The following is an 18,822-nucleotide window of genomic DNA, read 5'->3' on the forward strand; positions in this document are numbered from 1 at the left end:
AGACAGTCATGACAAACCCGGCCGAGAGACTCGTCGACCTGCTCGACCTGGAGCAGATCGAGGTCAACATCTTCCGAGGCCGCAGTCCCCAGGAGTCGCTGCAGCGCGTCTTCGGCGGCCAGGTCGCCGGGCAGGCACTGGTCGCAGCCGGGCGCACCACGGAGGGCGATCGCCCGGTGCACTCCCTGCACGCGTACTTCCTGCGCCCCGGCCGGCCGGGTGTGCCGATCGTGTACCAGGTCGAACGGGTCCGGGACGGGCGGTCGTTCACGACCCGCCGGGTCACGGCCGTGCAGCAGGGCCGCACGATCTTCAATCTCACCGCCTCCTTTCACAAGCCTGAGGAAGGGAGCTTCGAGCACCAGCTGCCGCCGGCGCGCGAGGTGCCGGACCCCGAGTCCCTGCCGACGGTCGTAGAGGAGATCCGGGAGCATCTGGGCGCGCTGCCCGAGCAGTTGGAGCGGATGGCACGCCGCCAGCCGTTCGACATCCGGTATGTGGACCGGCTGCGCTGGACGCCCGAGGACATCAAGGGCGCCGAGCCGCGCAGCGCCGTGTGGATGCGCGCGGTCGGACCGCTCGGTGACGACCCGCTGGTGCACACCTGCGCGCTGACGTACGCGAGTGACATGACCCTGCTGGACGCCGTGCGGATTCCGGTGGAGCCGCTGTGGGGCCCGCGCGGCTTCGACATGGCGTCGCTGGATCACGCGATGTGGTTCCACCGGCCGTTCCGCGCGGACGAGTGGTTCCTGTACGACCAGGAGTCCCCGATCGCGACCGGCGGGCGAGGGCTCGCCCGTGGGCGGATCTACGACCTGGAGGGCCGATTGCTGGTGTCGGTCGTCCAGGAAGGACTCTTCCGGGCGCTGTAGGAGGGGCTCAGCCGCGCGGACGGGCCTGTGCGGCGCAGCCAGCCCAGCAGGCCGCGGGGGCGCCCCTGCTTGTGGGCCTGTGGGTCGGGTCGTGGAGCGTGCGGCGCATGGTCCGCGCCGTTCTCCCGCGCGGCCACGGCGGCGGGCGTGGGACACGGCGCGGACCGGTGCCCGGTCCCGCGTGCTCGACCGTGTTCGACCCCGTGGTGAGCGCGCGGGGCAGGCCGGTGCTCGGCGGTGTGCGCGTGACCGGGTTGGGCGCGGCGTTCCGCGCGAGGTGCCGGACGGGGCACGGGGCGGTGCGCGCGAGCCTCGTCCAGTGCCTGGGCGAGGTCGGCCCTGAGCCAACTGATCTCGTCCGGATCGTCGGCCGTCATGATCCGCTCGGCGAGCTGCGCCGTCGGCGAGCCGGGCGCGCTGTGCGTGGGCGGCCCCGGACGGAACCGGTTCACATGGGCACGCTCGTAGGGGTCCCTCACGATGTCCGCGATCTGGACGGGATCCAGCAGCGCGGCCAGGGCACCGGCACGCTCCCAAGGATCGTCGGCCCGGCGGAGCAGGAACCCCAGGTGCCGTCCCCGCCAGTTGCGGGCACGCCGGTCCAGCCCGCCCGCCAGCTGACGCCGCAGGCCCTCGGGCAGGGAACGCTTCTTGAGCAGTGGCGCGTTCTTCTCGTCGGCCGCGAACTGGCGCAACTCCTCGGCCAGGTAGAGCCACACCAGTGTCCGGTAGCGGTTGTAGTAGAACGCGACCGGCACCACCAGCCCGAGGCGGGCCAGGCGCGTGAATCGGTCACCCGACACGACCATGATGCCCGCGGCCTCGCTCGTGCTCACGCTGCGCACCCGGTCGAGGAGCGCTTCGGGGAAGCCGTCCTCCGCGCGCAACCGTTCGATCTCGGTCCACTCGACGCGGAGCCCTCCGCCGCCGTCGTCGGGCACCGTGCGGATGCGTCCGAGGTTCACCGCGAGATCGAACTCGCGTCGCTTCAAACCCAGTTCGCGTGCGGCGCGGCTCGGCGTGCACGTGAGGCTGTCGGGTCGGACGACGGTGTTGCCTGACATGGCGCTTCTCCCCCGTGGAGTCGTGGAGTCTCTGCGGCGCGCTCACGCTCGGTGCGCTCGCCGTCACACCACCGTAGCCGTTCCGGCCGGTCCTGCGACGAGCCTGTGGATAACTCCGCGGGGGACGCGAATGTGCAGGTCAGAGCTCTGTGGTCGGGAACCGCTCGGGCTGTCGGGCGTCCACGCCGAGGTGCTCGCCGACCCGGTTCACGAGCAGGGCCATCTCGTAGGCGATCTGGCCGATGTCGGCTTCCGCAGCGCTGAGGACGCACAGGCAACTGCCGCTGCCGGCGGCCGTCACGAACAGCACCGCGTCGTCGAACTCCACCATCGTCTGACGCACCTGTCCGGCGCCGAAGTGGCGTCCCGATCCCTTGGCCAGGCTGTGCAGTCCGGAAGCGACGGCGGCGAGGTGCTCGGCATCCTCGCGCCGCAGCCCCGTGCTCGCCCCGGTCACCAGTCCGTCGTTGGAAAGGACCAGTGCGTGCCGCACGTGTTCCACGCGCTCGGTCAGGTCGTCCAGTAGCCAGCCCAGTCCCTTGTGCGCCATGTGTTCGAACTCCCCGTGTGACGACTCCCCCTGGCCGGAGGATCTCTCCGCCAGCCTTCCCCACGACCGGCTGACGGGCAAGGAGGATGGGGGCATGGCACAGAAGATGACCGACACGGAATGGCGGGCGTTCGTGTCCCAGGGCACCCGCACCGGAAAGCTGTCGACCGTCAGGGCTGACGGCAGCCCGCATGTGGCGCCGATCTGGTTCCTGCTCGACGGCGACGAGGTGGTGTTCAACACCTCCAAGGAAAGCGTGAAGGGGCGCAATCTGGCCCGGGACGGGCGGGTGGCCCTCTGTGTGGACGACGACCGTCCGCCGTTCGACTTCGTCGTGCTGCAGGGGCGGGCCCGGCTTTCGGAGGATCTCGGCGAACTCCGGTCGTGGGCCACCCGTATCGCCGCGCGGTACATGGGTGAGGAGCGTGCCGAGGAGTTCGGGGCGCGCAACGGCGTGCCGGGAGAGCTCGTGGTCCGGGTCACGATCGACAAGGTCCTGGCGCAGAAGGCCGTCGCGGGCTGACGCCGCGGCCGGCCGGACCGGTCAGCTCACGGAGTCGAGCAGCCGGGCGGTGTGCACCCGTCCGGCGTACTCCACGAGCCGGATCAGCACCTCCTTGCCCGAGTCACGGTCGCGCGCGTCGCAGAGCACGACCGGCGTTCCCCGGTCGAGGTCCAACGCGCGGCAGACGTCCTGGGCTCCGTAGGTGCGGGCGCCGGCAAAGCAGTTGACGGCCACGACGAAGGGGATGTGCCGGTGCTCGAAGTAGTCCACCGCGGGGAAGCAGTCCTCCAGGCGCCGGGTGTCGGCCAGGACCACCGCCCCCAGAGCTCCCTGCGACAGCTCGTCCCACAGGAACCAGAAGCGGTCCTGTCCCGGCGTACCGAACAGGTAGAGGGAGAGGCCGGAGCGGATGGTGATGCGGCCGAAGTCCATGGCGACCGTCGTGGTGACCTTGTGGTCGACGCCGTCGGTGTCGTCGACCAACTGGCCGGCCTCGCTCAGCAGTTCCTCGGTGCGCAGCGGCCTGATCTCGCTGACCGCTCCCACCAGGGTGGTCTTGCCCACGCCGAATCCGCCGGCGACCAGTATCTTCAACGCCAGGGCGGCGGTCTCGCCCTCGGTGGCGTCGGACGTCTCAAAGACCATCGATCACTTCTCTCGGGAGTGCCGGCAAGGGTCGACGTCGGTACGCGCGTGCCGCCCCCGGGCACGGCGTCCGCGCACGGCTGGGGCGCACGTGTGCGAAGTCAGCATCATGACAACGGCCGGTCTCCTGCGGGTGCCGGGACCGCTCTTTGCCCGATCTGACCGACTCGGTTGCGTTCCGAGCCCACAAAGGTGCGCAAGTCGGCGGTCCAGGCGGTCGTACGCGCGCGGGTTGTCGTGAACGTTCATCTACAGCGCCCGCAGTCCGTCGATGACCTCGCGCAGGATCCGCTCGTCGGGCAGCTGCGTGGGCGGTACCGGACGGCTGACGGTGACCCGGCCGAGTTCCAGGAGGTCACCCAGGAGCACCCGGACCACACCGACGGGCAGGTCGGCGCCCGCGGCGAGTTCGGCGACCGACTGGGTCTCGATGCGGCACAGGTCGATCAGCGCCCGGTGTTCCGGGCCCAGCGCGGGGTCGTCGTCGAGGTGCGGAGCGCCCGGATCGAGGGTGACCAGGGCGATGAGGTCGAAGCGCACCCCGGTCGGGCCGGGTTTGGTGCGTCCGCCCGTCATGGCGTACGGCCGGACGAGCGGGCCGGCCTCGCCGTCGTACCACTGGCTGCCCCGCTCGTGGGGGCTGCCCTTGATGTCCTCGGTCATCTGTGCGGACCGCCTCCTCGCCTCATCCGGCGGCGGGTGGCCGCGAGCTTGTGCGCGGCGCCGTGTAGAGGTGCTCGCCGACGCGCTTGACCAGCCGGGCCATCTCGTACGCCACCAGGCCTATGTCGGCCGTGACGGCGGTGAGGACGGCCAGGCAGGAGCCGTCGCCCGCGGCGGCCACGAACAGGAAGGCGTCGTCCATCTCCACCATGGTCTGCCGCACGCCGCCCGCGCCGAAGTGCCGGCCCGCCCCCTTGGCCAGGCTGTGGAAGCCGGAGGCGACGGCGGCGAGGTGTTCGGCGTCCTCGCGGCGGAGGTCGCTGGACGCGCCCACGGCGAGTCCGTCGTTGGAGAGCACCACGGCGTGCCGTACCTCGTGCACGCGCAGCACCAAGTCGTCCAGCAGCCAGTCGAGTTCACCGGACCGCTGGGCGGCTCTCATGCTGGGGTCCTGGATCATGCGGGGTCTCCTTCGCTGCTGTCACTGCCACCTGCGGGGCCGGGCGTGGCGCCGCGGCCGGGTCGGCGGCCGCCGCCGCGCGCCCATCCGTCGCGGTAGGCCGTCATGCGGTCGCGTACGAGTTCGGGGGTGCGCCGGTCGTCGTTCCGGGGAGCGGACGGCTGTGCCGTCTCCGGCGGGCGCCGGTCGCGCAGTTGGGGTGCGAGGTGGGCCTGCCGTACCCGGCGGGGCAGGTCGTCGGAGCCATCGTCGGGCTCGGGGGGACGGTGCAGACGCAAGGTGGCGACTCCGGGGGGCGGGATGTCGGGGCCGGTCTGCGCCGCTGCCCGGACGGGGGCCACCAGGGCGGGCCGGTCGCCGGTGGCGGGGGCGGCCTCCTCGGGGAGGGGTCCGCCGGGCACGCGCGCGTACGCGTGCTCCGGGTCCGCGGCCTTCTCGCCGGAACGTTCCGGCACGCCGCTGTGCAGCAGGGCCGTGGGCAGCAGGACGACCGCGGTGGTGCCGCCGTAGGGCGAGGTGCGCAGATGAACCTTGATCTCGTGGCGTGCGGCGAGCCTGCTGACGACGAAGAGGCCGAGCCGGTCGCTGTCGAACAGGTCGAGGGCTTCCGACTGGGCGATACGGCGGTTGGCCTCGGTGAGCGTCTCCTTGCCCATGCCCAGGCCGCGATCCTCGACCTCGATGGCGTAGCCGTTGCCGACGGGCTCTCCGGTGATGCGCACGCGCGTGTGCGGGGGCGAGAACTGCGCGGCGTTCTCCACGAGCTCGGCCAGCAGGTGGGTGACGTCGGCGACGGCGGCGCCGATGACGAGCGCTTCGGGGAGCTGCCGTACCTCCACGCGCGCGTAGTCCTCGATCTCCGAGACGGCCGCACGGACCACGTTCGTCAGGGACACCGGCATGCGCCAGGCCCTCCCCGGGGCGGCGCCGGAGAGGATGATCAGGCTCTCGGCGTGGCGCCGCATACGGGTGGTGAGGTGGTCGAGCCGGAACAGGTCGCTCAGTTCGCTCGGGTCGTCGGAGCGGCGTTCCATGCTGTCCAGCAGGCTCAGCTGGCGGTGGACGAGGACCTGGCTGCGGCGGGCGAGGTTGACGAAGACGCCGGAGATCCCGCTGGCGAGCTCGGCGCGCTCCACGGCGGCGCGCAGCGCGGCCCGGTGCACGGTGCCGAGGGCCTCGGCGACCTGGCCGACCTCGTCCTCGGCGGGCGGCCCGGGCGGGGCCTCGGCCCGGACGTCGATCTCTTCCCCGGCGCGCAGCTTCCGCATGGCGTCCGGGAGTTTGCGGCGCGCGATCTCCAGGGCGCTGTTGCGCAGACTGATCAGTTCGACGACGAGGCCGCGTCCGATGCGTACGGAGATGACGAGGGACGCGGCGACCGCGGCGAGACCGAACACGACGGCGGCGCCGGCGGGGGTGAGCAGGCCGCGCGCGAACGGATCGGCCCGGTCGGCGACGCCCCGTGCGGCGTCCTGCTCGATGGTGCGCAGGCCGCCCTGCACGCGCGCGTGTGCGGCCTCCCAGACGGTCTCGGGCGCGGCTTCGAGCGCCCCGCGTCCTGGCCGGCCGGCCAGCACCTTGTCCTCGATGGCGATCACTGCGGCGTAGTCACCGCCCTGTGCGAGGTCCCGCCAGGCGGCGCGCTCGTCGCCACGCAGGTCGGCGACGGCCGCCTCGGTGAGAGCTCGGCGGGTGTCGACCGCGCCCGTGAACAGCCTGAGCCGCTCGTCGTCGAGGCCACCCGCGAGCCGGGCGCTCGACAGCAGTACGTCCTCCCGGGCCAGGACCTCGCCCGCGCGGGAGAACTCCAGCAGTACGCGCGCGTCGGAGCCCAGTTCGGCGTCCTGGATGCCGGTGAGGGCGCCGCCCACTCCGAAGGCCGTGGAGATGGTCTTCGTGTACTGCTCGTAGGTTGCGTCCCATCCGGCGCGTCGGTCCAGCACGTCGGCCCGCAGCGACCGCAGTCGCTCGGTGCCCGTGACGAAGGTTTCCAGCCGCTGGGCGACTCCGTCGGGCAGTTCCTGACCGTCGGCGACCGTGTTGCGGTCACCGAGCCGCAGTTGTGCCACCGCCTTGTCGGTGCGGTCGGCGAGACGCTTCAGCTCCGCGCCGGCCTCGGCGGAGGGGTGGGTGGCGTGCCGTACGGCGGCGGCGCGCTCGGCCTGGAGCGCGGCCACGGTGGCCGCGACGGGGGCGCGGACGTCGGAGTCGACGCGCTGCAGCTGCCGTAGCCGGGCGATGTCCTGGACGGTGCTGACGGTGGCGTACGCCCACAGCGCCAGCAGCGACACGACCGGCACCATCAGCAGGCAGACGATCTTTGCGCGCACGGTGCGCGGACGTATGTGCCAGCGCTGCCCCGCGCGCCAGGGACCGTCTGCCGCATCCGCGCCCGAGGGGTCCTGCGGGCCTTCGTCGGCCGGGGGTCCGGCGTGGGCGCGGCGGCCGCGCACGGGAGCTGGGGACGGCGTCTCGGCGCCTGGGCCGGGGTTCCTACGGGGTGTGCGCATGGCCTCCTCGCTCGGAAGGGGTTCGATGGCGTGCCGGTGCGGGTGCGCCGTCAGTGGGCGACGCTCTCCACGGGCCGCTGGGCCGATGCGGATGCCTCACGCTCCCCCGCCGTCGGCGACAGCGCCACGAAGGCGGAGGTCAGGAAGAGATAGGACCCGAGGCCGACGGCGAGGGGGAAGACGAACTGCATCGCCGTGGCCCCGGGCAGGACCTCGCCGGAGGGCGTGACCTGCACGCGCACCGCGAACATCCCGGTGTAGTGCATGCTGCTCACGGCCACGCCCATGACGAGGGACGCGACGGTGACCGCGACGGGCGACTTGATGTTGAGCGCCGCCCACAGGGCCGCGGTCGCCGCGACGACGGCGATCACGACGGAGAGGGCGACGCGCATCGGGTCGTAGGTCACGTCACCGTGCAGGCGTACCGCCGCCATGCCCAGGTAGTGCATGCTCGCGACGCCCAGGCCCGTGGTGAGGCCGCCGAGGAGCAGCGCGCGGGCCCGCTCGCGGCCGTAGCCGACCGCGAAGACGCCGGCGCAGACGACGATCATGGCCACGAGCAGACTGAGGACGGTGAGCGGCACGTCGTAGCGGATCTCGGTGCCGCTGACGCTGAAGCCGAGCATGGCCACGAAGTGCATGGTCCAGATGCCGGTGCCGATGGCCGAGGCGGCCGTGATCAGCCAGTTGCGGCGCGAGCGGCCGGTGGCGGCGAGTGCGCGGACGGTGCAGCGCAGGCCCAGTGCGGCGCCTGTGCAGGCCATGACGTACGACAGTACGGGGGTCAGCCAGCCCAAGGCGGCGTGGTCCAGGTGTCCCATGGCCACGGGACGCTAGTGGGAGCACAGATGCACAAAGGGGGCGCATTTCGAAAGGTGATGGAATATGACACAGAGATGCGCCTGAACGATCGCCTCCCGCTCGAACATGTGCGCCGGGGCCTCCTCCGTGCCAGTGAGGGATCATGCCGAACATGAGCGACGACCGTACGCACGTCCAGGAGTTCTTCACGGCGCGCGCCGCCGACTGGGACAGCCGTTTCCCCGACGACGGACCCGCCTACGCGGCCGCGGTCGCCGAGCTCGGCCTGCGGGAGGGCGACCGCGTCCTCGACGCCGGCTGCGGCACGGGGCGCGCCCTGCCCGCGCTCCGGACCGCCGTGGGAGCCTCGGGAGTGGTCCTCGGGGCCGATGTCACCCCCGCCATGCTGAAGGCGGCCGTACGGGCCGGACGCGACCGTGACGGGCGGCTGCTCCTGGCCGACGTGGCGGCGCTGCCGCTGCACTCGGAGTCGCTCGACGCGGTGTTCGCGGCGGGCCTGATCGCCCACCTGCCCCGCCCGTCGGAGAACCTGCGGGAGTTGGCGCGCGTGGTGCGCCCCGGCGGCACGCTGGCCCTCTTCCACCCGATCGGCCGCGCGGCGCTCGCCGCCCGTCAGGGCCGTCGGATCACGCCGGACGACCTGCGGGCGGAGCCCAACCTCAGGCGCCTGCTGGCCGGTTCGGGGTGGACCATGACGTCGTACGTCGACGAGGACGACCGCTTCCTCGCCCTGGCCGTCCGGGAGCGCTGAGCGGGGTGGGCCGGCAGGCCTCCTGGGACAGCTGAGCGGCCTGCCCCGGGGGCTTCACCGCGCCTTCCCCCTTCTGCCGCCGCAGGTCCAACTCTACGTTGGGGGCAGCGGGTGAGCGATCGGCGAGGCAAGCCACGAAGGGGGAAGGTGGTCACTGTGTTCGACAGGGTTCGCAAGGCCTGGGCCGGGTTCCGGGAGGCCGCGCGCGCGGAGCGGAAGGCCGGGCCGGACCGGCGTGCTCACAACTTGTTCGAGGCCGCCGCCGCGTACGTGTCGGCGTGCGCGGAGGACGACCAGGAGCGCATCGACGAGGCAGCGGGATGGGTGTCGCCGGAGGCGCTGTCGTTCGGGGTGAACGAGTTGGCGTGCCGGGCCGTCATCGCCCTGGCACGCGAACGCGACGAGTCGCCGCGGACCGTCGCCCGCGAGCTGCTGGGGCTGCCGGCGACGTGAGGCACGGGGAGAAGGACGTCCCGCCGCTGACCCGTGCGACAGCCGGCCGTCGCCTCACGTCGCCCTGGTCCGGTGCGCCGGCCGCCAGTGGTCGCGGCCCCTGGCGGTCGGACAACCAGAAGTCGTCCCGCCCCGGGGCGGGACGACAACCACAGGTCTCCCGGCCCGTGGCGGCAGGACAACCACAGGTCGTCCAGGCCCTGCACGGCCGGACAACCACAGGTCGTCCAGGCCCTGCACGGCCGGACAACCGCAGGTCCGGTGGTCAACGGAGTCGTGACAAGGGGCTTCCGGTCGCACTAGGGTGCGCGCCGTTGGGCGAACCCCTGGGGAGGCTGGGATGGCCGGGACGGACGAGGACGCCGTCGCCGCCGCGGACGACGCGCTCTATGTGCTCACGGCGGTGCTGCTGACGCCGGCGAAGTTCCCGAGCGTACTGGGCGACGACTACCCGGAGGCCTGCTCGGCGCTGGGTCTCGCTCCGGCGGCCGACGGGTACGGCCTGGTGCTCGGGCAGGACGGCGAGGGCGCGCGGTGGACGGTCGTCACCGACGACGTGTCGCTGGTCGCGGTCGCCATCGCCTCCTGGGACTGCGGCATGGAGTACGACCTGTCGCCCGACGAACGGTCCGTGGTCGCCGCCCTGCCGGGCTGGCCACTCGCGGTCGCCGTCGCGGCTCCGGGCGTGCCCGCGCCGCACGACCCCGATCCCGAGGTCGCGGGCTGCGAGCCGCTGTCGCCGCCGGACACCACCGGCTGGGGGTCGGCGCAGCGTCGCCTGGGGGCGGACGAGATTGCGGTGCAGTGGACGCTGTGGCGGGAACAGGTGAGCGACAAGGAGTTCGTGTATCCCGAGGACGAGTCCGAGCCGGCCGAGGGCGAGGATGCGGGCCCGGAGCGCGGTGTGATCCGGCGCATCCTCGCCGAGGCGCACGCCTACGTGGACACGCCGCCGCCCCTTGGCCGCGTCCGGTCCTCCTTCGCGCCGGGCGCCGCCCGGACGCTGCGCGCGGACGGCCCGGGCTGGTCGCTGGTGGCGAGGACCGACGACATGGCGTTCCTGCTGCTCGACGAGAAGCCCGGTGAGGTCCTGCCGGTGGGCCGGGGGCCCAAGTTGCCGGCTCTGCTGGAAGCTCTGGACAAGTTGGCCGTACGGCCGAGCTGAGGCAGGCCGCAGCCCCGGCCCGTCTGACAGGGACGTCGCGTCGGCAGCGCCTTTCCCTGTATGGCAGGGGAGTTCACGACCTGTCGACGTATGTCGCCAAGCCATGCTGCGACTTGACGGCATGTGGTGCCACTCCATGGAAGGCGCGCGGTGCCCGCCGCACGATGGGGCAGCCCTCGGCTCGGCCCCCTGCCGTGCCCCGTCGTTCCGCCCTGGAGGTCCGCATGCGTCCGTCCCCCGGCGTCCCCCTGCTCGCCGCCGCTCTGCTGGCCGCGGCCTTCACCGGGCCGGTCCCGGCCGCCGCCCAGGAGACCGGCGGCTCCCACTGCGCGCGTCAGGACCGCGTACGGGTGCCCGGCGCGGCGTTCCAGCAGACGGCCTGTCTGGACGACCTGACCACCACGGGCCTCGCGGGTACCCCGTACACCGACCTGGCCGACCAGGCGGGACTGACGGCCCAGGCCACCCGTACGCCCTCCGGGGTGCCGGGTGTGCAGGTGGACGGGTACTTCCCGGACTCGTCCACGTTCAACGCCACGCACGGCTGGCGGCATGACGCGCAGTTCGTGATCCGGCTGCCGGACCGGTGGAACGGCGGCCTCGTCGTCACCGGGGCGCCGGGCACCCGCAGGCAGTACGCGACGGACAAGGCGATCTCCGACCGGGTGCTGGCCCAGGGCTATGCGTACGCCGCGACCGACAAGGGCAACTCCAGCCCCGACTTCTACCGTGACGGCGACCGGCCCGGGGACGCGGTCGCCGAGTGGAACGCGCGCACGACCGAGCTCACCCGCGCGGCCCGCAGGGTAGTGGCCCAGCGCTACGGGCACGCCCCGCGCCGCACCTACATGACCGGCATCTCCAACGGCGGCTACCTCACGCGCTGGCAGTTGGAGAACCATCCGGAACTGTACGACGGCGGGGTGGACTGGGAGGGCGCCCTCTGGACGGCGAACGGCCCGAACCTGCTGACCTCCCTGCCCACGGCGGTGGCGCGGACGTACGGCGCGGCGTCGGACGCGGACATGTACGCGGTGGGCTTCGCGCGCGGCTCGGAGTTCCTGTGGCCGTACCACGAGAAGGCGTACTGGGGTGTCACACAGAAGACGTACCGCGCGGAGTTCGACCCGTCGTACGACCCCGGCTGCCCCGGACCGTCCGTCGGCAGCACGGCCGAGCAGATCCTGGCGCCCTGCGCGTCCGATGCCGCCTACGACTACGCCGCGCGACCGTCCTCCGTTCATCGCGCCGTGGCCCGGGTGGCGCTGACGGGGCGCATCGGCAAGCCGCTGATCACGCTGCACGGGGACATGGACACGCTGCTGCCCAAGTCCGCCGACTCCGACGTGTACGCGCACATGGTCGACGTGCGGGGGCGGGGGCCGCTGCACCGCTACTACTCGGTGCAGGGCGGTACGCATGTCGACGGGCTGTACGACACCTATCCCGACCGGCTCCGGCCGATCCTGCCCTGCTACCGATCGGCCTTCGACGCGCTGGTGGCCTGGGTGGAGCGCGGCACCCGGCCGCCCGCGGACCGGACCGTCGGCCGGCCCGCGGGCGGTGATGTGGTCGACTCCTGTGCGCTCGACGGCGTGACGGCTGCGGGTCGGTAGGCCGTCAGCGGCCGAGTTCCTTGCGCGAGACCCGGCGCAGCCTGCGGCGCTGCGACGGGTCCAGCGTGAGGTATGCGGCGGCCGGGACACCCAGCACTATCAGCAGCGCGGCCCACCACGGCAGCCAGATCAACAGGATGAGCCCGACCGCCACACCCCCTGCGGCGATCTTCGCGTTCTTCGACATGTGCGTCGCCTCCTTCGCGGCCACTGCCGCTCTCTGTTCTGGAAACGGGCTCGCGTTTCCGGCGGTTCCGACCGCGCCCCTGAGAGGCACCCTGAGACATCCCTGACACTCGACCCCGAGCCTCCCCCGAGAGACGTTGGGTGATCGAGGTCACACCTCAATCATGCCGGGTAAATCGACACAATGCTGTATCCTCGGCGACCTTGCCCCAGTAGTCAAATTTGAGGAATACGGCCATCCCTGTGCAGAGGATTCCCCCGGCGACCCACTCCGAAATCTCCGAACTGGCCCGCTGCGGTTCCGTCTTCGTACCCGGCGACCCGGCCCGCACCGGCCGCGTAGTGTTCTGGCGCCCCGACGGCGCCGCGCCGCCGGACGTGAACGGCGGCACCGTCGAGGAGATGACCGTCGTGGTACCCGGCCGCGCCGGCGCGGAGCGGGCCGGCGTGCCGGCCGTCTCGCTACCCGTGCGCGCGGCGCTGCCCGTGCTCACCCGCGCGCGTGCCGCCCAGGAGGGACACCGGGCAGCGGTGTTCTGGGGCGCGGCGGCCGTGCTGGGCCTGCAGTTCGTGGCCCGGGGGCTGCTGTTGCCCGGCCTGTCCCCCGGCGATCACGACGCCTGGCGCGTGGGACCGCTGCGCGCCGAGGACGTCGATCACGTCCGCCGGCTGGCCGCCGCGATGCCGCCCGAAGCGCACGCCGTACCACTGGACGGCGCCGGGCCGCCGCAGCTGCCCGACCCGGAGCGCCTGCTGCGGGCCTTCCTGGACGCGGTGGCCGACACGCTGCCCCGCTCCCCCGCCGCCTCGCTCGTGACCGGTGGCCGCGCCTACGCCGTCGCGGAGCCGCAGCACCTGCCCGGGCAGCGGGCGTGGGCCGCCGACGTGGCCGCCGGTCATGACGCGGGCATACGGATCTCGCTGCGGATCGACGTGCCCGGCCTGGCCCTGGCGGGGGACGACACGGCACTGACCTTCCGGGCCGTGCTCCAGGTGCACAGCGTGGGCGACCCCTCGCTCGTCGCGGACGCGGCCGAGGTGTGGGCCGGGACCGACGCGACCAGCCGGGCCTTCGGCCCGCGGGCGCGGATGGACACCCTGCTCGCCCTGAGGCGCGCGGCCCGGGCCTGGCCCGCGCTCACTCCCCTGCTGTCGGCAGCCGTACCGAGTGCCGTGGAACTCGCCGACGAGGAGGTCGGCGAGCTCCTCGGCGAGGGCTCGACGGCCCTCGCCGGCGCCGGTGTCGACGTGCACTGGCCCAGGGAGCTCACCCGTGACCTGACCGCCCGCGCGGTCGTCGGCCCGCCGCAGGACGGGAAGCTCTCCTCGGACGTGCCGTCGTTCCTCTCGGCGGACGCGCTGCTCGCCTTCGACTGGCGGTTCGCGCTGGGCGACCAGCGGCTCACGCGCGAGGAGCTGAACCGGCTCGCCGAGGCGAACCGCCCTCTGGTGCGGCTGCATGACCAATGGGTGCTGATCGACCCGCACGAGGTGCGCCGCGCCCGCGCGCAGCAGGACCGCAAGGTCACGCCCCTCGACGCGCTCGGCGCCGCCCTCACGGGCTCCACGGAGGTCGACGGCCGCCGGGTCGAGGTGGAGCCGACCGGATGGCTGGCGGCGCTGCGGGAGCAGCTCGTGGACCCGGAGGCGCAGGACCCGGTCGACCAGCCCGCGGCGCTCGCCGCCGAACTGCGCGACTACCAGCGGCGGGGCCTGTCCTGGCTGGCGAGGACGACCTCCCTGGGGCTCGGCTGCTGTCTCGCCGACGACATGGGGCTCGGCAAGACGATCACCCTGATCGCCCTGCATCTGCACCGGCAGACCGACCCGTCGGCCGCCGGTCCGACGCTGGTGGTCTGTCCGACGTCCCTGATGGGCAACTGGCAGCGGGAGATCGAGAGGTTCGCGCCCGGCACGCCGGTGCGCCGCTTCCACGGCTCGCGGCGTGACCTGGACGAGGTGGCCGACGGGGAGTTCGTCCTGACGACGTACGGCACGATGCGGCTCGACGCGCCGCGGCTGGCCGGGGTGCCGTGGGGACTGGTGGTGGCGGACGAGGCCCAGCACGTGAAGAACCCCTACTCGGCGACCGCGCGGGCGCTGCGTTCCATCGGCGCACGCGCGCGTGTGGCGCTCAGTGGCACACCGGTCGAGAACAACCTCTCGGAGCTGTGGGCGATCCTCGACTGGACCACCCCCGGGCTGCTCGGTCGCCTCGGCACGTTCCGCACCCGCTATGCCCAGGCCGTCGAAGGCGGCCGGGACCCGGCCGCGGCGGAGCGGCTGTCCCGGCTCGTGCGGCCGTTCCTGCTGCGCCGCCGGAAGTCGGATCCGGGGGTCGCGCCCGAGCTCCCGCCGAAGACCGAGACCGATCGGGCGGTCTCGCTCACCGCGGAACAGGCGGGGCTCTACAAGGCCGTGGTGCGGGAGACGCTCACCCGTATCGCGGAGGCGGACAGCATGGCGCGGCGCGGACTGATCATGAAGCTGCTGACGGGCCTGAAGCAGATCTGCAACCACCCGGCGCAGTACCTCAAGGAGGAGCGGCCGAGGATCGCCGGACGCTCCGGAAAGCTGGAGCTGCTCGACGAGTTGCTCGACACCATCCTCTCCGCGGGGGCGAGCGTCCTGCTCTTCACCCAGTACGTGGGCATGGCCCGGCTGATCGAACGGCATCTGGCGGACCGTGGCCTGCCCTCGCAGTTCCTGCACGGCGGGACGCCGGTGCCCGAGCGCGAGGCGATGGTGCGGCGCTTCCAGGACGGCGAGGTCCCCGTGTTCCTGCTGTCCCTCAAGGCCGCGGGCACGGGCCTGAACCTCACCCGGGCCGAGCATGTCGTGCACTACGACCGCTGGTGGAACCCCGCCGTCGAGGCCCAGGCGACGGACCGCGCGTACCGCATCGGCCAGGACCGGCCCGTGCAGGTGCACCGGCTGATCGCCGAGGGGACCATCGAGGACCGCATCGCCGAGATGCTGAACCGTAAACGGGAGCTGGCCGACGCGGTGCTGGGTTCCGGTGAGGCCGCACTCACGGAGCTGACGGACGCGGAACTGGCCGATCTGGTGGAGCTGCGAGGTGCGGCGCGATGAATCAGTACGACGCGACGGAACGAACGTTCGCCGCTCTGCCGCCCGCGCGCGGGAAGGCGTTCGCGCTCACCTCTTGGGGCCGGGCCTGGCTGAAGTCCCTGGAGGACGCCGCACTGGATGCGCAGCAGGTGAAGACGGGCCGTCGGCTCGCACGCGCCGGCGCTGTGGGCGCGGTGTCGGTGCGGCCGGGGCGGATCACCGCGGTCGTACAGGACCGGGACGGCACGGCGCACCGGGCCGATGTGCTGCTGGAGGAGCTGTCGGGCGAGCAGTGGGACCGCTTCCTGGAGATGGCGGTCGAGCGGGCCGGGCATGTCGCGGCGCTGCTCGACCGGGACATGCCGCCGCACCTCGTCGAGGACGCCGCGGCAGCGGGTGTCGAACTGCTGCCGGGCATGGGCGATCTGGAGCCCACGTGCGACTGCGGCGCCTGGGACCACTGCGGGCACACGGCGGCGCTGTGCTATCAGGTGGCCCGCCTGCTCGACGAGGATCCGTTCGTCCTGCTGCTGGTGCGCGGGCGCGGTGAACGGGACCTGCTGGATGATCTCCAGACCCGCGGTGCGGCGCCCGCGGAGGCTATCGCCGAAGCACCGTCGGATCCGGAGGGGGTGGACGCCTCGGAGGCATACGCGGCCGGTGACATCCTGCCCGCGCTGCCCGACCCGCCCGAGTTCCCGGCAAAGCCCGGCCTTCCGCCCGCCCTGGACACCGAGGCACCTCCCGCGCCCGGCGTCGACGCGGCCGCCCTGGAGTTCCTGGCTGCCCGGACCGCGGTGGCGGCGCACCGTCTGCTGGCCGAGGCGCTGCGGGCGGGCGTGTCCCAGGAGGAGCCGACGGTGGACCAGGACGCCGTCCGGCTGGCTGCCGGTTCTCCCGTACGGCACCTGCGCGATCGCCTCGCCCAGGGGACCGGACGCGACCCGCGGGAGCTGGCGTCGGCCGTACGGGCGTGGGAGTACGGCGGTGTGGCCGGGCTGTCCGTGCTCGAGGAGGAGTGGGCGGTCGAGGGCGAGACCCTCGCACGCGCGCGTGCCGCTCTGGAAGCGGCGTGGGACGACGCCGAGCGGCCGACGCTGCGTGCGCAGGCCAACCGGTGGACGGTCGTCGGCTCGCCGGCCCAGCTGCGGCTCGGGCGCGACGGTCGCTGGTGGCCGTACCGGCGGGAAGACGGCCGGTGGGTGCCTGCGGGATGCGGGGACCAGGACCCGGCGACGGCGCTGGCGGCAACGGAGGCCACGCCCGCGGAGGACGCCTGCTGAGTCGGCGTCGGCGCTCACCGCGGGCTCGTGGGCTCACCCCGTACTCGTCGGCTCTGCGTGCTCGTCGGCTCGTCACGTGCTCGTGGACCCGTTCACGAGCACGCCACCCGCACGCGATGAGACTGCCCCGCGCGCCGGGCCTCCGCCGAAGTGGCGTCCGCCGGACCGGCGGTCGACGCTCGGCGTTCACGCGACGGTTCTCCCATGTTCCTCACCGGCTTCAAATGTGGCCGTTGTCAACGAACTTGGTCCACAGGAGGCCCGATGTCCCCGTACGCCACCGGCCGGAGCCGTGTCCACCGTTCCGTCTCGGCGGGTGTCCCCCTCGCCGTGGTCGCCGCTCTGCTGGCGGCGACCCCGGCCACCGGCGCGCCGCCCCAGGACGCGCGAGTGGTCCGCACGGCCACTCTCGGCGACCTCCCGCTCGGCGCGTTCAGCAACGCGCTGCTGCCCGGCACGGTCCCCGACGACAGGGGTGTGGACCTGGGCGGAATCGGCAGCGACATCTATCCGGCCGGCCGCGAGGGCGAGTTCTGGACGGTCACCGACCGCGGGCCCAACGGCCAGATCAAGGTGGACGGCAAGAACCGCCGCACCTTCCCGGTGCCGGGCTTCGACCCGGCGATCGTGAAGGTCCGGGTGTCCGGCGACTCGGTGCGGGTCCTGGAGGCGATCCCGGTCACCACCTCCTCCGGAAAGCCCGTCACCGGCTTGTCGAACCAGGAGGGACGCGACGAGGCGCCGTACTCCTACGACGCCCGGACGCCACTGACGTACCACCCGAACGGGCTGGACACCGAGGGCATCGTCCGCGCGAAGGACGGCAGCTTCTGGCTCGTCGACGAGTACGGGCCCTCGCTCGTGCACGTGTCGGCGCGCGGCAAGGTGCTCGAGCGGTACGTCCCCGAAGGGCTGAACCTCGCCGGCGCGGACTACCCGGTCGTGGAGGCGCTGCCCGCGGTGCTGCTGCACCGGAAGATCAACCGCGGCTTCGAAGGGCTCGCGTTGCTGCCGTGCGGCGACCTGGTGATGGCGGTGCAGAGCCCGCTCTCCCTGCCGGACAAGGACGCGGGAGAAGCGTCGCGCACGACGCGGCTGCTGCGGTTCTCGCCGAAGAAGCAGGCCGTCACCGCCGAGTACGCGTACCGCTTCGACCCGGTCGACGTCGTCGACCCGGGCGAGGACGACACCTCCGAACTCAAGATCTCCTCGGTGGTCGCGGTGGGCGGTGACCGGCTGCTGGTCGAGGAGCGCACTGACAAGGCCGCCCGGCTCCAGCTCGTGCGCCTCGACCGCGACGCCAACATCCTCGGCGGCTCGTGGGACGACGCGGCCACCTCCCCGTCGCTGGAGCAGCTCGACGACCCGGCCGCCGCGGGCGTGCCGGTGCTCGGCAAGAAGCTGGTGGTCGACCTCGGCGAGGTCGACGGCGTGCCCGGCAAGATCGAGGGCGTCGCGCGCGTGAACGGCGACACCCTCGCGCTGATCAACGACAACGACTTCGGCATGACGGACGGCGCACAGGCGTTCGACGCGCAGGGCCGACTGGTCGACAGCGGGGTCGAGACGACCGTGGTCTACGTGCGGCTGCCGCGCGGGATCTGACCCGCCGGGGTCCGTCGTACCGCCGTACACCCTGTGCGGCACGCCTGTCCCTGGTGCCGTACACGCGTGTGCGGCACGACGAACCCGTCGGCAGAGCTCGGCTTCTAGGACAGTGCGTCGACCGGGAGGTCCGGGATCAGGGATTCCAGGTCGCTCGGCACCTCGCTCGGCAAGTCGCTGGGGAGTCCACTGGGCAGCTCCGTGGGGAACTGCGACGGGAGCGACGGCAATCCGCTCGGCAGCCTGGTGGGCAGCTCGGTCGGGAGGCCGAAGGTCGGCTCCGCCGGGGTGCTGCTGGAGCTCGGCCTCCCGTCCGGTGACTCGTCACTCCCCGACCCCGTCAGGACCACGACGGCGACGACGACCGCGACGGCCACGAGCACGGCCAGGGCAAGGAGGACAGGGCTGCGCCGCCGCCGCGGCGGCGGTGGGGAGCCGAATTCCGTGGTGGGCGGTCCGAAACCGCCACCCGAAGGCGGCGTGTCACCCGGCGGTCCGGGCGGCTGGGGCGGTACGGGCGGCATGGCCATGGCGATCAGGTTCGCGGGCCGGCGGCCCCCGCCGCGACCCCCGCGCGGAGGTTGACACGGACTC

18 protein-coding genes are annotated in these 18,822 nt (G+C 72.9%); 9 read left to right on the forward strand and 9 right to left on the reverse strand.

Going from position 1 to position 18,822, the window contains the following annotated elements:
• Nucleotides 1–8 precede the first annotated feature (8 nt).
• Nucleotides 9–875 (forward strand): acyl-CoA thioesterase, encoded by an 867-nt coding sequence (locus IPT68_RS04905; protein WP_189697277.1) that lies wholly within the window; start codon nt 9–11, stop codon nt 873–875.
• Here the strand turns inward: IPT68_RS04905 and IPT68_RS04910 are convergent.
• Nucleotides 812–1,939, reverse strand: a complete 1,128-nt coding sequence (locus IPT68_RS04910) for a DUF6397 family protein (protein WP_373300520.1) — start codon at nt 1,937–1,939, stop codon at nt 812–814. The two genes, IPT68_RS04905 and IPT68_RS04910, sit on opposite strands and share 64 nt — an antisense overlap.
• 139 nt (nt 1,940–2,078) lie before the next feature.
• Entirely contained in the window at nt 2,079–2,489 is a 411-nt protein-coding gene (locus IPT68_RS04915) for a roadblock/LC7 domain-containing protein (RefSeq protein ID WP_189697276.1), read from the reverse strand.
• 94 nt (nt 2,490–2,583) lie between these two features.
• Here IPT68_RS04915 and IPT68_RS04920 point away from each other — a divergent pair, with 94 nt between their 5' ends.
• A complete protein-coding gene (locus IPT68_RS04920; protein WP_189697275.1) occupies nt 2,584–3,012 on the forward strand; it encodes a PPOX class F420-dependent oxidoreductase in 429 nt (142 codons plus the stop codon).
• A gap of 21 nt (nt 3,013–3,033) precedes the next feature.
• On the opposite strand, the gene IPT68_RS04925 is transcribed toward IPT68_RS04920, so the two are convergent.
• From IPT68_RS04925 to IPT68_RS04945, 5 genes are all read right to left on the reverse strand, one after another.
• Nucleotides 3,034–3,639 carry a GTP-binding protein gene (locus tag IPT68_RS04925; RefSeq protein WP_189697274.1) on the reverse strand — a complete coding sequence of 202 codons (606 nt, stop codon included), beginning with the start codon at nt 3,637–3,639 and terminating at the stop codon, nt 3,034–3,036.
• 249 nt (nt 3,640–3,888) lie between these two features.
• On the reverse strand, nt 3,889–4,302 hold the full coding sequence (locus IPT68_RS04930) for a DUF742 domain-containing protein (protein ID WP_189697273.1): 414 nt from the start codon (nt 4,300–4,302) through the stop codon (nt 3,889–3,891).
• Nucleotides 4,303–4,324: 22 nt separating this feature from the next.
• Entirely contained in the window at nt 4,325–4,762 is a 438-nt protein-coding gene (locus IPT68_RS04935) for a roadblock/LC7 domain-containing protein (RefSeq protein WP_189697272.1), read from the reverse strand.
• A complete protein-coding gene (locus tag IPT68_RS04940) occupies nt 4,759–7,272 on the reverse strand; it encodes a sensor histidine kinase (RefSeq protein ID WP_189697271.1) in 2,514 nt (837 codons plus the stop codon). The genes IPT68_RS04935 and IPT68_RS04940 overlap by 4 nt, the downstream gene beginning before the upstream one ends.
• A 50-nt stretch (nt 7,273–7,322) precedes the next feature.
• Nucleotides 7,323–8,096: an MHYT domain-containing protein gene (locus IPT68_RS04945; protein ID WP_189697270.1), complete on the reverse strand. Its 774-nt coding sequence runs from the start codon at nt 8,094–8,096 to the stop codon at nt 7,323–7,325.
• 152 nt (nt 8,097–8,248) lie between these two features.
• Between IPT68_RS04945 and IPT68_RS04950 the strand changes: the two genes are divergently transcribed.
• The 4 genes from IPT68_RS04950 to IPT68_RS04965 all read left to right on the forward strand — a co-directional run bounded on the left by IPT68_RS04950 (nt 8,249) and on the right by IPT68_RS04965 (nt 12,082).
• The gene (locus IPT68_RS04950) at nt 8,249–8,848 is read left to right on the forward strand and encodes a class I SAM-dependent methyltransferase (protein WP_189697269.1); all 600 of its coding nucleotides are present in this window, start codon (nt 8,249–8,251) and stop codon (nt 8,846–8,848) included.
• A gap of 156 nt (nt 8,849–9,004) precedes the next feature.
• Nucleotides 9,005–9,301 (forward strand): hypothetical protein, encoded by a 297-nt coding sequence (locus IPT68_RS04955; protein WP_189697268.1) that lies wholly within the window; start codon nt 9,005–9,007, stop codon nt 9,299–9,301.
• 340 nt (nt 9,302–9,641) lie between these two features.
• A complete protein-coding gene (locus IPT68_RS04960) occupies nt 9,642–10,466 on the forward strand; it encodes a hypothetical protein (RefSeq protein WP_189697267.1) in 825 nt (274 codons plus the stop codon).
• Nucleotides 10,467–10,690: 224 nt separating this feature from the next.
• A complete protein-coding gene (locus tag IPT68_RS04965) occupies nt 10,691–12,082 on the forward strand; it encodes a tannase/feruloyl esterase family alpha/beta hydrolase (protein ID WP_189697266.1) in 1,392 nt (463 codons plus the stop codon).
• A gap of 4 nt (nt 12,083–12,086) precedes the next feature.
• On the opposite strand, the gene IPT68_RS04970 is transcribed toward IPT68_RS04965, so the two are convergent.
• Complete coding sequence (locus IPT68_RS04970) at nt 12,087–12,269, reverse strand: hypothetical protein (RefSeq protein WP_189697265.1); 183 nt, start codon at nt 12,267–12,269, stop codon at nt 12,087–12,089.
• Nucleotides 12,270–12,511: 242 nt separating this feature from the next.
• Here IPT68_RS04970 and IPT68_RS04975 point away from each other — a divergent pair, with 242 nt between their 5' ends.
• The 3 genes from IPT68_RS04975 to IPT68_RS04985 all read left to right on the forward strand — a co-directional run bounded on the left by IPT68_RS04975 (nt 12,512) and on the right by IPT68_RS04985 (nt 18,228).
• Complete coding sequence (locus IPT68_RS04975) at nt 12,512–15,361, forward strand: DEAD/DEAH box helicase (protein WP_189697264.1); 2,850 nt, start codon at nt 12,512–12,514, stop codon at nt 15,359–15,361.
• Nucleotides 15,358–16,623, forward strand: coding sequence for an SWIM zinc finger family protein (locus IPT68_RS04980; RefSeq protein WP_189697263.1), 1,266 nt, complete (start codon nt 15,358–15,360; stop codon nt 16,621–16,623). Before IPT68_RS04975 ends, IPT68_RS04980 begins: the two co-directional genes overlap by 4 nt.
• A gap of 264 nt (nt 16,624–16,887) precedes the next feature.
• Complete coding sequence (locus IPT68_RS04985) at nt 16,888–18,228, forward strand: esterase-like activity of phytase family protein (RefSeq protein ID WP_189697262.1); 1,341 nt, start codon at nt 16,888–16,890, stop codon at nt 18,226–18,228.
• A 104-nt stretch (nt 18,229–18,332) separates the two neighbouring features.
• On the opposite strand, the gene IPT68_RS04990 is transcribed toward IPT68_RS04985, so the two are convergent.
• Nucleotides 18,333–18,758, reverse strand: coding sequence for a hypothetical protein (locus tag IPT68_RS04990; RefSeq protein WP_189697261.1), 426 nt, complete (start codon nt 18,756–18,758; stop codon nt 18,333–18,335).
• Nucleotides 18,759–18,822: the final 64 nt, after the last annotated feature.

The organism is Streptomyces chromofuscus (assembly GCF_015160875.1).
GTDB classification, from domain to species: Bacteria; Actinomycetota; Actinomycetes; order Streptomycetales; family Streptomycetaceae; genus Streptomyces; species Streptomyces chromofuscus.

What these genes read in the sequence shown, in the direction of transcription:
- IPT68_RS04985 (WP_189697262.1), top strand. Translation starts at nt 16,888, where the DNA reads ATGTCCCCGTACGCCACCGGCCGGAGCCGTGTCCACCGTTCCGTCTCG.
- IPT68_RS04965 (WP_189697266.1), top strand. Translation starts at nt 10,691, where the DNA reads ATGCGTCCGTCCCCCGGCGTCCCCCTGCTCGCCGCCGCTCTGCTGGCC.
- IPT68_RS04925 (WP_189697274.1), bottom strand. Translation starts at nt 3,639, where the DNA reads ATGGTCTTTGAGACGTCCGACGCCACCGAGGGCGAGACCGCCGCCCTG.
- IPT68_RS04960 (WP_189697267.1), top strand. Translation starts at nt 9,642, where the DNA reads ATGGCCGGGACGGACGAGGACGCCGTCGCCGCCGCGGACGACGCGCTC.
- IPT68_RS04980 (WP_189697263.1), top strand. Translation starts at nt 15,358, where the DNA reads ATGAATCAGTACGACGCGACGGAACGAACGTTCGCCGCTCTGCCGCCC.
- IPT68_RS04940 (WP_189697271.1), bottom strand. Translation starts at nt 7,272, where the DNA reads ATGCGCACACCCCGTAGGAACCCCGGCCCAGGCGCCGAGACGCCGTCC.
- IPT68_RS04935 (WP_189697272.1), bottom strand. Translation starts at nt 4,762, where the DNA reads ATGATCCAGGACCCCAGCATGAGAGCCGCCCAGCGGTCCGGTGAACTC.
- IPT68_RS04950 (WP_189697269.1), top strand. Translation starts at nt 8,249, where the DNA reads ATGAGCGACGACCGTACGCACGTCCAGGAGTTCTTCACGGCGCGCGCC.
- IPT68_RS04905 (WP_189697277.1), top strand. Translation starts at nt 9, where the DNA reads ATGACAAACCCGGCCGAGAGACTCGTCGACCTGCTCGACCTGGAGCAG.
- IPT68_RS04920 (WP_189697275.1), top strand. Translation starts at nt 2,584, where the DNA reads ATGGCACAGAAGATGACCGACACGGAATGGCGGGCGTTCGTGTCCCAG.
- IPT68_RS04990 (WP_189697261.1), bottom strand. Translation starts at nt 18,758, where the DNA reads ATGGCCATGCCGCCCGTACCGCCCCAGCCGCCCGGACCGCCGGGTGAC.
- IPT68_RS04970 (WP_189697265.1), bottom strand. Translation starts at nt 12,269, where the DNA reads ATGTCGAAGAACGCGAAGATCGCCGCAGGGGGTGTGGCGGTCGGGCTC.
- IPT68_RS04910 (WP_373300520.1), bottom strand. Translation starts at nt 1,939, where the DNA reads ATGTCAGGCAACACCGTCGTCCGACCCGACAGCCTCACGTGCACGCCG.
- IPT68_RS04945 (WP_189697270.1), bottom strand. Translation starts at nt 8,096, where the DNA reads ATGGGACACCTGGACCACGCCGCCTTGGGCTGGCTGACCCCCGTACTG.
- IPT68_RS04915 (WP_189697276.1), bottom strand. Translation starts at nt 2,489, where the DNA reads ATGGCGCACAAGGGACTGGGCTGGCTACTGGACGACCTGACCGAGCGC.
- IPT68_RS04930 (WP_189697273.1), bottom strand. Translation starts at nt 4,302, where the DNA reads ATGACCGAGGACATCAAGGGCAGCCCCCACGAGCGGGGCAGCCAGTGG.